At 48.3% G+C, this 12,524-nt stretch carries 15 protein-coding genes; all 15 read left to right on the top strand.

Annotation, left to right across the window (positions count from 1 at the left end; all coding sequences use genetic code 11):
* The first annotated feature begins 19 nt into the window (after positions 1-19).
* The 15 genes from PGL02S_RS09320 (at position 20) to PGL02S_RS09395 (ending at position 12,505) form a co-directional block, all read left to right on the top strand.
* The gene (locus tag PGL02S_RS09320; RefSeq protein WP_006209451.1) at positions 20-610 is read left to right on the top strand and encodes a lysophospholipid acyltransferase family protein; all 591 of its coding nucleotides are present in this window, start codon (positions 20-22) and stop codon (positions 608-610) included.
* A 120-nt stretch (positions 611-730) separates the two neighbouring features.
* Complete coding sequence (gene rpsA, locus PGL02S_RS09325; protein WP_006209452.1) at positions 731-1,948, top strand: 30S ribosomal protein S1; 1,218 nt, start codon at positions 731-733, stop codon at positions 1,946-1,948.
* A gap of 210 nt (positions 1,949-2,158) precedes the next feature.
* The gene (gene der / locus PGL02S_RS09330; protein WP_006209453.1) at positions 2,159-3,481 is read left to right on the top strand and encodes a ribosome biogenesis GTPase Der; all 1,323 of its coding nucleotides are present in this window, start codon (positions 2,159-2,161) and stop codon (positions 3,479-3,481) included.
* Between the two features lie 11 nt (positions 3,482-3,492).
* Positions 3,493-4,119 carry a glycerol-3-phosphate 1-O-acyltransferase PlsY gene (gene plsY, locus PGL02S_RS09335; RefSeq protein ID WP_006209454.1) on the top strand — a complete coding sequence of 209 codons (627 nt, stop codon included), beginning with the start codon at positions 3,493-3,495 and terminating at the stop codon, positions 4,117-4,119.
* Positions 4,112-5,152, top strand: coding sequence for an NAD(P)H-dependent glycerol-3-phosphate dehydrogenase (locus PGL02S_RS09340; protein WP_036636829.1), 1,041 nt, complete (start codon positions 4,112-4,114; stop codon positions 5,150-5,152). Before plsY ends, PGL02S_RS09340 begins: the two co-directional genes overlap by 8 nt.
* Before the next feature lie 63 nt (positions 5,153-5,215).
* On the top strand, positions 5,216-5,491 hold the full coding sequence (locus tag PGL02S_RS09345; RefSeq protein ID WP_006209456.1) for a stage VI sporulation protein F: 276 nt from the start codon (positions 5,216-5,218) through the stop codon (positions 5,489-5,491).
* Positions 5,492-5,633: 142 nt separating this feature from the next.
* Positions 5,634-5,813, top strand: coding sequence for a DUF2768 family protein (locus PGL02S_RS09350; RefSeq protein ID WP_006209457.1), 180 nt, complete (start codon positions 5,634-5,636; stop codon positions 5,811-5,813).
* A gap of 42 nt (positions 5,814-5,855) precedes the next feature.
* On the top strand, positions 5,856-6,446 hold the full coding sequence (locus PGL02S_RS09355; protein ID WP_006209458.1) for a hypothetical protein: 591 nt from the start codon (positions 5,856-5,858) through the stop codon (positions 6,444-6,446).
* A 67-nt stretch (positions 6,447-6,513) separates the two neighbouring features.
* Positions 6,514-6,873: a 2Fe-2S iron-sulfur cluster-binding protein gene (locus tag PGL02S_RS09360; RefSeq protein ID WP_036636832.1), complete on the top strand. Its 360-nt coding sequence runs from the start codon at positions 6,514-6,516 to the stop codon at positions 6,871-6,873.
* Between the two features lie 36 nt (positions 6,874-6,909).
* Positions 6,910-7,650 carry a DUF3939 domain-containing protein gene (locus PGL02S_RS09365; RefSeq protein ID WP_036636835.1) on the top strand — a complete coding sequence of 247 codons (741 nt, stop codon included), beginning with the start codon at positions 6,910-6,912 and terminating at the stop codon, positions 7,648-7,650.
* A gap of 556 nt (positions 7,651-8,206) precedes the next feature.
* The gene (gene spoIVA, locus PGL02S_RS09370) at positions 8,207-9,685 is read left to right on the top strand and encodes a stage IV sporulation protein A (protein WP_006209462.1); all 1,479 of its coding nucleotides are present in this window, start codon (positions 8,207-8,209) and stop codon (positions 9,683-9,685) included.
* A gap of 260 nt (positions 9,686-9,945) precedes the next feature.
* Positions 9,946-10,218 (top strand): HU family DNA-binding protein, encoded by a 273-nt coding sequence (locus PGL02S_RS09375; protein WP_006209463.1) that lies wholly within the window; start codon positions 9,946-9,948, stop codon positions 10,216-10,218.
* A gap of 84 nt (positions 10,219-10,302) precedes the next feature.
* A complete protein-coding gene (gene mtrB / locus PGL02S_RS09380; RefSeq protein WP_036636837.1) occupies positions 10,303-10,527 on the top strand; it encodes a trp RNA-binding attenuation protein MtrB in 225 nt (74 codons plus the stop codon).
* A gap of 358 nt (positions 10,528-10,885) precedes the next feature.
* Positions 10,886-11,848: a 1,4-dihydroxy-2-naphthoate polyprenyltransferase gene (locus PGL02S_RS09390; protein ID WP_036636839.1), complete on the top strand. Its 963-nt coding sequence runs from the start codon at positions 10,886-10,888 to the stop codon at positions 11,846-11,848.
* Between the two features lie 114 nt (positions 11,849-11,962).
* Positions 11,963-12,505, top strand: a complete 543-nt coding sequence (locus PGL02S_RS09395) for a hypothetical protein (RefSeq protein ID WP_006209467.1) — start codon at positions 11,963-11,965, stop codon at positions 12,503-12,505.
* The last annotated feature ends 19 nt before the right edge of the window (positions 12,506-12,524 follow it).

Genomic DNA, 12,524 nt, shown 5'->3' on the forward strand with positions numbered 1-12,524 from the left:
GGGATGGGGAGAAAAAGCAATGATTTATCTTTTTTGCAGAGCGGTGGTCCGCGGTTTGTTCGCTATTCTCTACAGATTTGAATCTGTCGGCGTACATAACATACCTTCAGAAGGCGGCGTGCTAATCTGCAGCAATCATATTAGCATAAGAGATCCAATATCTGTCGGGATCCACGTCAAACGCCAGGTGAAATTCATGGCGAAGGCGGAACTGTTCAAAATTCCGGTGTTCGGATGGCTGGTCCGCCAGCTTGGAGCTTTTCCGGTGAAGCGCGGTGGAGTGAGCAAAGATTCCATCAAGATGGCCCTTACCATCTTGCGTTCCGGCGAGATCATGGGCATCTTTCCCGAAGGGACACGCAACTCGGATGCTACCGCAGCGAAACGGGGTGCAGCAAGCTTTGCTCTCCGCAGCGGGGCAACGGTTATACCAGCTGCGATTATCGGTGATTACAAGCTTTTTAGAAAAGTGAAGATCATCTACGGCGCACCTGTGGATCTGTCCCAGTTTGAGGGGGATAAATCACCAGAGGCACTGGATGCGGCAACTGGAATGATCATGGCGAAGATTCATGAAATGCGTGCAAGCGGCAAACCAACCGTGAACTGATTTATTCGCTCCATGCATAAAAAGCATGGGAAAGTTGGAAAGATACTACAGCAATTATGTTTTGAACTTCGCGAATGCGAGTTTAAATAAATGGGGTTTGAATTGAGGAGGTTATTTGACATGTCGGAAGAAACAAGAAATCAAGAGGCTGCTGAAAACCAAGAGCAGCTGGACCAAATCGTATCCTTGAAAAAAGGGGACACCGTGAAAGGGACGATCGTCAAACTGGAGGACAACCAAGCTTACGTAAGCATTGGATATAAATATGACGGCGTAATTCCTGTTCGCGAACTGTCTTCTGTACAACTTGATAATGCATCTGATGCGGTTCAGGTTGGCCAAGAGGTAGAGTGCAAAGTCGTTAGCATTAACGATGACAAGGAAAGCCTGGTTCTTTCCAAGCGCGCGATCGACACCGAGAATTCATGGGAAGAGCTTGAGAAGCATTTTGCAGATCAAGACGTATTCGAAGTAACGGTGGCTGACGTGGTGAAAGGCGGACTTGTAGCCGATGTTGGTGCACGCGGCTTTATTCCTGCGTCTATGGTAGAACGTCATTTTGTTGAAGATTTCAGCGACTACAAAGGCCGCACACTTCGCGTAAAAGTGAAAGAACTGGACCGCGAGAACAACAAAGTGATTCTTTCCCAGAAGGATGTTCTGGAAGAAGAGTTCGAATCCAACAAACAAAAAGTAATGTCCGAGCTTCAAGACGGTCAAGTGCTGGAAGGTACAGTACAACGTCTTACCCAATTCGGCGCATTTGTTGACGTGGGCGGCGTTGACGGTTTGGTTCATGTATCCGAGATTGCTTGGAGCCATGTTGAGAAGCCTGCCGATGTATTGTCCGAAGGCGACCAAGTTCGCGTGAAAGTGCTGAAAGTTGATCCTGAAAAAGGCAAAATCAGCCTCAGTATCAAAGCAGCAGCTCCTGGTCCATGGGAAACAGCTGGAGAGCAATTCAACACTGGCGACATCGTGACAGGCGTTGTAAAACGTCTGGTTACCTTTGGCGCATTCGTTGAGCTGGCTCCAGGTGTTGAAGGTTTGGTTCATATCTCCCAAATCTCCCACAAGCATATCGGTACTCCGCAAGAAGTATTGAAAGAAGGCCAGGAAGTTCAGGTTAAAGTGCTTGATATCAACACTTCCGAGCAGCGTGTAAGCCTGAGCATCAAAGAAACTGAAGAGGCACCAGCTCAAGCTCCACGAGCTGAAAAACCGTCCAAAGGTCCTAAAATCGATCTGAAAGACAACCCTAACGTTTCTTTGAACAATCAAGGCATGAGTGTTACGCTTGGAGAGCGTTTTGGCGATAAGCTGAGCAAATTCAAGTAAGCCCGGGAACAGTTTTGTTCGGTCTATTGACCTATCATAACGAAGTCGGCGAACCCAGAAACCTGGGTTCGCCATTTGTTTTTTTAGGGGACTAACGTGAACGGATGTTGTAACATGGGGTAGAGCATAATAGAAATAAGATGAAAGGTTAGCCAATTGTAACGTTTTTTGCTATGATGATAATCGTAAGAATTGACAGGAGGAGTGACTATGGCAAGACCCGTAGTGGCTATCGTTGGACGACCTAACGTCGGTAAATCCACCATATTTAACCGACTGATTGGCGACAGATTAGCCATCGTTGAAGATAAACCGGGCATTACCCGTGACCGGATTTACGGAAGTGCTGAATGGAACGGCAAAGCGTTCAGCGTCATCGATACCGGGGGTATCGAAATCGACGGTGATGACATGATATTGAAATCCATACGCATGCAGGCAGAGCTTGCGATTGAAGAAGCGGATGTCATCGTATTTATGTGCGATGCTAAAGCGGGGGTTACCCAATCGGACGAGGAAGTTGCACAAATTCTGTTCCGATCCGGCAAACCGGTTATTCTAAGCGTAAATAAAGTGGATAATTTGAAGCGTGTTGATGATATCTACGAATTCTATTCCTTAGGATTTGGCGATCCTGTGGGCATATCGGGAAGCCACGGGACCGGAATCGGGGATCTGCTTGACGTTGTCGTGGAGAACTTGCCGGAGCTTGAGGATGACGGATATGACGAGGATGTTATTCGCGTCGCTTTGATTGGCAGACCGAATGTCGGCAAGTCTTCCCTCGTTAATGCGATATTGGGAGAAGAACGTGTTATTGTCAGCGACGTTGCCGGGACTACGCGTGATGCAATTGATACGCCGTTCGAGAAAGACGGGCAGCGTTATGTGCTCATCGATACCGCAGGTATGCGTAAGCGGGGCAAGGTCTACGAGACGACAGAGAAATACAGTGTCATGCGTGCGATGCGTGCCATCGAGCGTGCAGATGTGGTGCTCGTGCTCATTAATGGCGAGGAAGGCATCATCGAGCAGGACAAGCATATTGCAGGGTATGCATACGAGGCTGGTAAAGCTTCTTTGTTCGTTGTCAATAAATGGGATATGGTTGAGAAGGAAGATAAGACGATGCAGCAGTTCGAGAAGAAGATCCGGGATCATTTCTTGTTCATGACCTACGCACCGATCGTATTCCTGTCCGCCAAAACAAAGCAGAGATTGCAGAAGCTGCTCCCCGTGGTTAAACATGTGGCCGATCAGCATTCACTTCGTGTCCAGACACATCTGCTTAACGATGTGATATCGGATGCGATTGCCATCAATCCGCCTCCAACGGATAAAGGAAGAAGATTGCGCATTAACTACTCAACACAGGTTGCGGTTAAACCGCCAACCATGGTTGTATTTGTCAACGATCCTGAATTGATGCACTTCTCGTATGAGCGTTATCTCGAGAACAAGATTCGGGCAGCGTTTGATTTTGAAGGTACACCCATCAGGATATTTACACGAAGAAAGTCTGATGAGAGTTAGGGGAGAATAGCTTGATTCTGGAGATCGTAGCGATTGTAGTGTGTTATTTACTTGGTTCGGTGAGCTTTAGCGTACTATTTGCCAAAATCCTCAAAGGGATCGACATTCGCCAGCATGGCAGCGGCAACGCCGGGGCAACCAATACCCTCCGCGTCTTGGGGAAGGGGCCTGCCATACTTGTGTTGGCATTGGATGTAATGAAGGGCATCGCTGCGGTTTGGATCGGACGATGGCTCGGGGGAGACAATGAGTGGCTGCCTGGTTTATGCGGGATTGCGGCCATAATCGGTCATAATTGGCCGCTCTATTTCCGTTTTCGAGGCGGCAAAGGGATTGCAACCGCCATTGGTGTGCTGGCCACACTTTGCTTTTTACCGGCGTTTATAGCAGGCATTATTGCAATTCTATCGATTGTTTTTACCCGTTATGTATCTTTGGGTTCCCTTATTTTTGTGCTTCTCACCCCTGTTTTTCTTTTAATAGCAGGATATTCTTGGCCGATTTTTTGGACAAGCTTGATTATATGTGTGTTCGCCTTCTGGCGGCATCGTACGAATATTGTGAAGCTTGTACAGGGTCGTGAGAATAAGTTGGGTTCGGGAAAAGGAAAAGACAAAGGAGGGAAGCGTGTTGTCTGACAAAGTCGCTGTTCTGGTGGCAGGTAGTTGGGGAACCGCTTTGGCAAGTGTTCTCGCTTCGAATCATCTGAATGTTGTAGTCTGGACAAGAACGGAGGAACAGACTCGTGAAATTAACGAGTCTCATACCAATAACCGTTATTTGCCCGGTGTGGAGTTATCATCGAATATCCGCGCTACAACCCATATGGAAGAAGCGGTTTCTTCGGCTGTTGCTGTGGTCATTGTTGCACCTTCATCCGCTATGCGGGAGGTCACGGGCCAATTGAAGCCATATTGGACTGAGGATATGCTGGTCATCCATGCGACGAAGGGGTTCGAGACTGAATCCTTGAAGCGGATGTCTACCGTCATTTCCGAAGAGCTTGGCTGTGAGGAAGGACGTGTGGTGGTATTATCCGGACCAAGCCACGCGGAAGAAGTAGTTAGACGCTGTCCTACTACCGTTGTTGTAGCATCATCGGATGCTGCGGCCGCCACAGCTGCCCAGGATTTGTTTATGAACACGTATTTCAGAGTATATACGAACCGGGATATGATTGGTGTGGAACTTGCCGGGGCTTTGAAGAATATCATTGCACTAGGTGCCGGGATGTCAGATGGCTTGGGCTTTGGTGACAACGCCAAGGCAGCGCTCATCACCAGAGGGTTGGCGGAAATATTGCGAATCGGTATGGAGATGGGAGCAAATCCGCTTACGTTTGCCGGGCTTGCCGGCATCGGGGACCTTGTGGTTACCGCTACGAGTCAACACAGCCGGAACTGGCGAGCAGGCTCTATGCTGGGCCAAGGCAAGAAGCTGGACGAAGTTCTGGGCTCCATGGGGATGGTTGTGGAAGGAATTCGGACGACCAAAGCGGCACATGCCATTTCTGAGAAATATGGCGTGCAGATGCCGATTGCCGATCAGCTGTATCATGTGCTCTTCCAGGATCGCAATCCCCGTACTGCTGTGGAAGCTTTAATGGGCCGGGATCCCAAGACCGAGATGGAATTGATGCCGCTTGAAACTTGGGAACAGTGGCACACCTAGCTTATTCACCATTCCGATAGCTCTCTCATATATTGTTGTGAGGATGTCGGAGGAGGGGTGGAAATGAGCAAAAGCTTTCACAAGGATGTACTGAATGCGATTAACAAGAAAAGCGGCAAGAAAATTTCTTCAGGGGCTGTCAATAAGCTGGCTAGCACGGTTAAGCCGTCTACAATGCAAAATGAAGCCCAGCTCCGTCAACTGATCAAACAGGTGTCTTCCATGGCGAACATACCGGTTAGTGAGGATACAATCCAGGAGATTGTCGGAGCCGTGAAGAAGAGCGGCATGAATCCAAGCAATATGGAAGCCTTGATGAAAATGATGATGAACAAATAAGTTGCAGCAATGATGAACAAAAGCCACGTCCGGCTGGGCGGCGGCTTTTGTTCTTTTTTTCGACAAACCTGGGGTGAGGCGGTACCGTTTTCGTGATATAATAGGTTGAATAATTTGATAAGAGATTGGAGAGTTTCGTGACATGGATCCAATGCAAAAGATGTGGCTGTCCCTTGTCGCATTATTGATTATGGCGCTGTCTGTCATCGTGGTTACACTTGCGCGAAGCAAGACGAAGGGTTTCCTGCGCGGCACTTTGTCGTTTGTGGCCTTTATGATGATGATTTTTGGTTTTATTATTGGACTGGCCTCCATCATATAACAAAGGAAGCCATCAGGGATGATAAGGTAAAAGGGGTGCAGCATGACGCTGAATGATCTGCCGGAATTGGAGAAGGTACTAGCTGCCGCCATTCACAGACTGAATCGGGCTTATACCGCATGGCTGCTTGGCGGGAGCTGCAGCTTGCTTCTACAGGACGTGAAGCTGGATAAACCGCCGAGGGATATCGATTTATATACCGATGCGGAGGGTGTTCACCCATTGCATGAGACGCTGGCTTCAGCGGCAGTTGATGCTCCCCGCCTTGATCAGGAAGGAATGTATTCCTCGATTCTGAGCCACTATGTCATTAACGAAGTCCCTATCGAGCTGGTGGGCAGCTTTCAGATCAATTCTTCAGGATCCTCCTATAGGGTAGAGATTGAGTCACTCTTGTACCAAGCAGCGCCTGAGAGCCGTATACGGGACGCTGCGGTACGGCTGATGCCGTTATCCCATGAACTGGTGTTCAACGTGCTGCGGGACAGGCAGGATCGTTATGAAGCTATTGGGGAGGCTATCCTGAAGGACAAGGACAATCACATTCCGCTTCTCCAGCAGTTAATAAGCCGTAATCGTCTGAGCGTGGAGCATCTTGAGATACTGAATCGTTTAATGGGACTGCAGCTTTAGCATTGCATATGTAGATGCAATTACGAAGGTTAGTGTACATAAGGAAGAAAAGGGGGTGCGTTTACCGGTGGACTACGAGGTGTTGTTTTTGCCAGATCAGAAAAAAGCCAAGGTTCGTCAACATACGAATGTTCTGGATGCCTCTCGTCGGGCTGGTGTACGTATTCCGACCCGTTGTGGAGGAAAAGCCGGCTGTTTGATGTGCAAGGTTATCATACCGAAGGAGGAGCGTGGGCACTGCTTGCCCCCTGAATCCAAGGAAATTCGAAAGCTGGGTTCAACCCTTATCGAGCAAGGCTACCGGTTATCCTGTCAAACAAGAATAACAAACCATGTAACGGTCATGATTCCGGAGGATCCGCTCAAAGCTGCGGTACGCAAGCAGTTGGAGGCTGCGAGGAGCCGAGATTTGGATGATTTTATTTAAAGTGAAGGATGATGTTAGTTGAGTATAGTCAATGGGATGACCCAAGCAGGGGGCCGTTCAAAGCGGATGTCTGCCGTCTTGATCCTGGTACTTTTACCGATGCTGCTTACCGGCTGCCTGTACCCTGATGAGAAATTACAGGAGAACCAGGTTTCATACAGGGAGAGTATCAAGAGAATACAATCGGCAGTGGACGATTTTTACAAAGAGCAGGGAATACTGCCGATTATAACGGCTGGCCAGGAGATTCCGCGGTATGAGAAGTACCGGGTCGATCTGGATCAACTCAAGGGCAGAGGATACCTCGATGAGATTCCGAACACGGCTTTCGAGCAGGGTGGCAGCGGTTACTTTCTTATTATTAATGAAGAAACGAAGCCGACCGTGAAGGTCATGGACTTGACCACGACCCAGAAGGTGAATGACGTTCAAAGAGCAGTGAATCTGTATAAAATGTCCCATGACAACGCCCTGCCGGCAGGCGAAGCCCTCTATCCGGGTTATACGGCGGTGGACTTGTCCAAGACCGATGCCAAGTCCCTGAAACTGATGAGTGTGTATTCGGGTCAGGAGATGACCTTCATCATGGATGAAGAGGGTACCGTTTATGCGGATTACGCCTTCGATATTATGCAGGCCATCCAGAAAAATGGGGCCGATCCCCAAGAAGGACAAGATTTACGGGTGTTTTTGGAGGAGGAATCCTACTATGTCCCCGTAAAATCAGTCGCTTACACGTGGAAGGACGGGCAGCCCGTGGCCCAGCCGCAATCCTGACTCCTATCTGTAATACCCGTCGAGCCCGGCGGGTATTTTTTTGTTTTAGCAGCAAAGGATCGGCCATGCACTCCGTTTGATGATTTTTTGAAATTGAATGAATCTATTTGGAATATCTATTAAAGTGCGCGCATATTCATAATCTGAAAGAGTAGTGCGGGCAAGAGTCGGTTGCCCACATCATGAGGTTCAGGGCAACGTCCGGGGACGCATCATGAGAACAGACCGCTCCATGCGGTGGTTTTTTCTTGGGATATTTGATTTTTCGTGTCTAGTTTGTTTAGACATCTTCGATATCTTAAAAAAAACTGGACGGACTTTAAGGGGCAACCGTCATATTTTTGAACCCGGTACATATGATGTTACTAGTCCAAATGCATGTACGAGTTACGCCGCTTTGCCGTTTCCATCAAAACTCATGGAATACCGGCGGCGGGATGCTGGCGACATTGTAAAGGCTGCTCATCTGTTGCAATGGCTTTGGCTATGAGTGGAACACGAAGCGGATGCTCTTAAAGCATTTTTCCTTCGGAGTAATTTGAGGAGGGGATCTCTTTTGGAAAAAGTGGACATTTTTAAGGACATTGCCGAACGGACCGGAGGGGACATTTACTTAGGTGTTGTCGGTGCCGTCCGTACGGGAAAATCAACCTTCATTAAGCGGTTTATGGAGACGATTGTTCTCCCGAACATTACGAACGAGGCGGATCGAGTAAGAGCTGTCGATGAGCTGCCTCAAAGTGCTGCAGGGAAAACGATCATGACAACCGAGCCGAAATTTGTGCCAAACAATGCGGTGCAGATTAAGGTTACGGATGGTCTTGAGGTCAACGTACGACTGGTGGATTGCGTAGGCTACGCTGTTGAAGGCGCCAAGGGATACGAGGACGAGAACGGCCCTAGAATGATCTCGACACCATGGTTCGAAGAACCGATTCCGTTCCAGGAAGCGGCTGAAATCGGAACACGCAAAGTCATTCAGGAGCACTCAACACTTGGTGTTGTTGTAACGACAGACGGCAGCATCGCTGAGATCCCGCGCAGTTCTTACGTTGAAGCGGAAGAGCGGGTCATTGAGGAACTGAAGGAAGTTGGCAAGCCATTCGTGGTTGTGATTAACTCCACGCGTCCACGCAGTGAAGAAACCCTTCAACTGCGTAATGAGCTGGCAGAGAAGTACGACATTCCGGTAATGACACTGAGCGCGGCTACAATGACCGAAGATGATGTAACCGGCGTTCTTCGCGAAGTATTGTATGAGTTCCCTGTACATGAGGTGAATGTCAACCTGCCTAGCTGGGTTATGGTGCTCAACGAGAACCACTGGCTGCGCAGCAACTACGAGAACTCGGTTAGAGACACCGTGAAAGATATCCGTCGCCTGCGCGATGTGGATCGTGTTGTCAGCCAGTTCATGGAGTATGACTTTATTAACCACGCTGGTCTTAGCGGTATGAATATGGGGCAGGGCGTCGCAGAGATCGATCTCTTCGCTCCTGACGAATTGTATGATCGGATCTTGATGGAGGTCGTTGGTGTTGAGATTCGTGGCAAAGATCATCTGCTGCAGCTGATGCAGGAGTTCTCCCATGCCAAACGGGAGTATGACCGCTTCGCTGAAGCTCTTGAAATGGTCAAAACAACAGGTTACGGTATTGCAGCTCCTTCGCTGGCTGAGATGGCTCTCGATGAGCCTGAGCTTATCCGCCAGGGCACCCGCTTTGGGGTAAGATTGAAAGCGACGGCGCCTTCCATCCATATGATTCGAGTCGATGTGGAATCCGAGTTCTCGCCGATTATCGGAACAGAGAAGCAGAGTGAGGAGCTTGTCCGCTATCTGATGCAGGATTTCGAGAACGATCCGATCAAAATTTGGGAATCCGATATATTCGGACGCTCGCTGCACTCGATCGTCCGCGAAGGAATTCAGGGCAAAATTGCCATGATGCCAGACAATGCAAGATACAAATTACAGGAAACGTTGGGTCGCATTATTAACGAGGGTTCCGGCGGTTTGATTGCCATTATTCTCTAATCCAGGCGTTGATAGGAAGCGGAAAAAAGCAGTCGCTAGCGGGTCAAAAGTCCCGATTAGCGGCTGTTTTTCGTGTTTTCTTTGGTCCAATAAAGCAAAACGCTTGAAATTATGAGATGGCTGTATTACTATAAATTTGTTCCGCGTCATGCATTCTAAACGCGAGATAGGGGTAAAATACCCGATTGCACGTATAATTTGCGGTAAAACGGAAACAGTGAATAGCAAGTGGAGCACATCCTTGTTAGGGAGGTGAAAGAATGAATAAATCGGATCTGATCACACAAGTAGCTGAATCTACTGAGCTGTCGAAGAAAGATGCAACTAAAGCGGTTGATGCCGTTTTCGATGCGATCTCTGAAGCACTGCAAAGTGGAGACAAGGTTCAACTGGTTGGCTTTGGCAACTTCGAGGTTCGCGAGCGTTCCGCACGGAAAGGCCGCAACCCGCAGACAGGTGAAGAAATCGAAATCCCTGCGAGCAAAATTCCTGCATTTAAACCTGGTAAAGCGCTCAAAGACGGAATCAAATAAAGATTTCTACATATTACCTAAGAGCACAGGTCGTGAATTCGTTCACGGCCTTTTCTTTTAGACTTACGGTCAGGAGGTCTGGAAATGGAGAACGTTCAGAACGGAGATTATTTTGTTGTCAAAGCACTTGACCACGGGGTTCAAGTCATCGGTCTTACCCGCGGACAGGACACCCGGTTTCATCATACCGAGAAGCTGGATAAAGGCGAAGTCATCATCGCACAGTTCACGGATCATACATCGGCAGTGAAAATACGCGGTAAAGCGGAAGTCATGACGAAACACGGGAAAATCGAATCTGGCAGTTAATTTTCACTTGGCATTATTGAGAAGCCCCACCATGATCGGTGGCGGCTTTTTTTGTATGGAACGTTTTTTTGACGTGGAAGTGCGTAAACACATTGTTAAAAGTCCTATGGTCGAGTTAACTTACGATGGATATACTAACGGGCTGGTATGGCCTGGACCGCTGGGCACTGCCGCTGCTGGGAACACCGTGGAGCCGTAGAAGAATAGACAAGGATACATCCGACTAGGTTGGTGTTTGTCTCTAGAAAGTAACATTCGTCACTTTTGAAGCTGTTTTGTCAAGTACAATTCGAACAGCCTCCTGTTTTCACATCCTTTAATCTGGAGTTAGATACTTTTATGATAAAGGGTGATGAAGATGGGAGTCCGATCTTTTTTTAAACTGGTCGAAATTCAGACAAAGGTAGCCAGCATGATCCCGTTCCTGTTAGGAACCTTGTACGCGCTATTTCGCTTTCAGCAGTTTGAAGGGTATCATTTTGTCCTTATGCTGGCTTCATTATTGTCGTTTGATATGGCAACGACAGCGATCAATAACTACTATGATTACAAAAAAGCGATCAAGACGAATGGTTTCGGTTATGAGCAGCATAATGCGATTGTGCGTTATAAACTAAAGGAGACGGCAGTCCTGTGTGTGATTGTGGTGCTTTTGCTGACGGCAGTCGGCTCCGGCATCGCGCTCTTTCTCTCCACGGGCTGGCTGATCCTGCTGCTTGGAGGATTGTCCTTTGCGGTAGGGATCTTATATTCGTTCGGTCCGATTCCGATCTCAAGAATGCCGCTTGGAGAGCTGTTCTCGGGATTGTTTATGGGATTTGTCATCATTTTTATCTCGGTTTGGATCCACGTGGATAAGGACAGTCTGGCGGTTCTTGATATACATGGAGGGATGCTCTCGCTTCAGGTGAATCTTCCCGAAGTCCTGCTGCTGCTTGTCGTGTCCCTTCCGGCCATTCTCGGAATTGCTAACATCATGCTGGCAAACAACATCTGTGATATGGATGAGGATATGGAGAACAAGCGGTACACGCTGCCGGTATACATCGGGTTCAAGCATTCCTTATCGCTGTTCCGTATTTTCTACGGTCTCGCATACCTTGATCTGCTGGCCCTTCTTATGTTGAAGGTGCACCCCGTGCTTGTTCTTCTGGTATTTGTAACGATTATTCCGGTTTATAAAAAAGGGGTGCAATTTACGACTCGTCCTTCTAAAGAGAAGACATTCGTGATCGCGGTACAAAATTTTGTTCTGATGAATATGGCCCGAATTGCTGCCCTCGGGGTGGCAGTGACGCTAACAGCTCTATCGATCCTCTAGTCCGAAAACTAATCGTTATATCTTAAAGCAGGCATAGCCTGCTTTTTTTCTTTATACAATGAGGTATGGACTTAATGGGAGCGGAGGAAACTAAGGACAGAGGAGGTAGATAATATGAAGCATTGGCCATCCGTACGAGCTGTTCTTGTGCCGGCGGCTATCGCCTGCATGATACTTGCGCTGCTTATTAGCGTGCAGTCACAAACGCGTTATAAGGTCGGAGCTGTGACCGCTGCAATCCCATATCATTCCCGGGAGTTAAACGATGCCGGATTAGTGGATGCGCTGATGGAGCTTCCTCTCCATCTTAGGATTAGCCGTGCGGATTATGATGACGGCGCTCTGACTCTGGATATCAAATTAAACGATCAATCAGATACCGTAACCGACGTCTATGAGGATGTTGCAAGTGTTATGTCCTTCTCGTTTGAGGGTACCGATAATGTACAGCAGTTGTATTTGAGAGTGATAGCCATTGATCGCTGGGGCGGGAAGCGTTACATGCTGTTGGCATCGAACATGAGCAGAGAAACATGGGATCCTCGGTATGCAGAAGCACTCACCCAACTTGAGAACGGCGATATGCCGCCGGCCTTAACAAGCTCCCTCAACATAACATTTACGAATCTTTGGCTGAAGCAATTCAGCAGCCCTTGAAACGGGTAAATTAGTAGAT

This window comes from Paenibacillus glucanolyticus NBRC 15330, assembly GCF_004000885.1.
GTDB lineage: Bacteria > Bacillota > Bacilli > Paenibacillales > Paenibacillaceae > Paenibacillus_AQ > Paenibacillus_AQ glucanolyticus.

Excerpts from the sequence above, each read along its gene's own strand:
- PGL02S_RS09320 (WP_006209451.1), top strand. The coding sequence starts at position 20 with ATGATTTATCTTTTTTGCAGAGCGGTGGTCCGCGGTTTGTTCGCTATT.
- PGL02S_RS09365 (WP_036636835.1), top strand. The coding sequence starts at position 6,910 with ATGACCCAAGCAGGGGGCCGTTCAAAGCGGATGTCTGCCGTCTTGATC.
- rpsA (WP_006209452.1), top strand. The coding sequence starts at position 731 with ATGTCGGAAGAAACAAGAAATCAAGAGGCTGCTGAAAACCAAGAGCAG.
- PGL02S_RS09390 (WP_036636839.1), top strand. The coding sequence starts at position 10,886 with ATGGGAGTCCGATCTTTTTTTAAACTGGTCGAAATTCAGACAAAGGTA.
- mtrB (WP_036636837.1), top strand. The coding sequence starts at position 10,303 with ATGGAGAACGTTCAGAACGGAGATTATTTTGTTGTCAAAGCACTTGAC.
- PGL02S_RS09345 (WP_006209456.1), top strand. The coding sequence starts at position 5,216 with ATGAGCAAAAGCTTTCACAAGGATGTACTGAATGCGATTAACAAGAAA.
- PGL02S_RS09355 (WP_006209458.1), top strand. The coding sequence starts at position 5,856 with ATGACGCTGAATGATCTGCCGGAATTGGAGAAGGTACTAGCTGCCGCC.
- PGL02S_RS09350 (WP_006209457.1), top strand. The coding sequence starts at position 5,634 with ATGGATCCAATGCAAAAGATGTGGCTGTCCCTTGTCGCATTATTGATT.
- PGL02S_RS09395 (WP_006209467.1), top strand. The coding sequence starts at position 11,963 with ATGAAGCATTGGCCATCCGTACGAGCTGTTCTTGTGCCGGCGGCTATC.
- PGL02S_RS09375 (WP_006209463.1), top strand. The coding sequence starts at position 9,946 with ATGAATAAATCGGATCTGATCACACAAGTAGCTGAATCTACTGAGCTG.
- der (WP_006209453.1), top strand. The coding sequence starts at position 2,159 with ATGGCAAGACCCGTAGTGGCTATCGTTGGACGACCTAACGTCGGTAAA.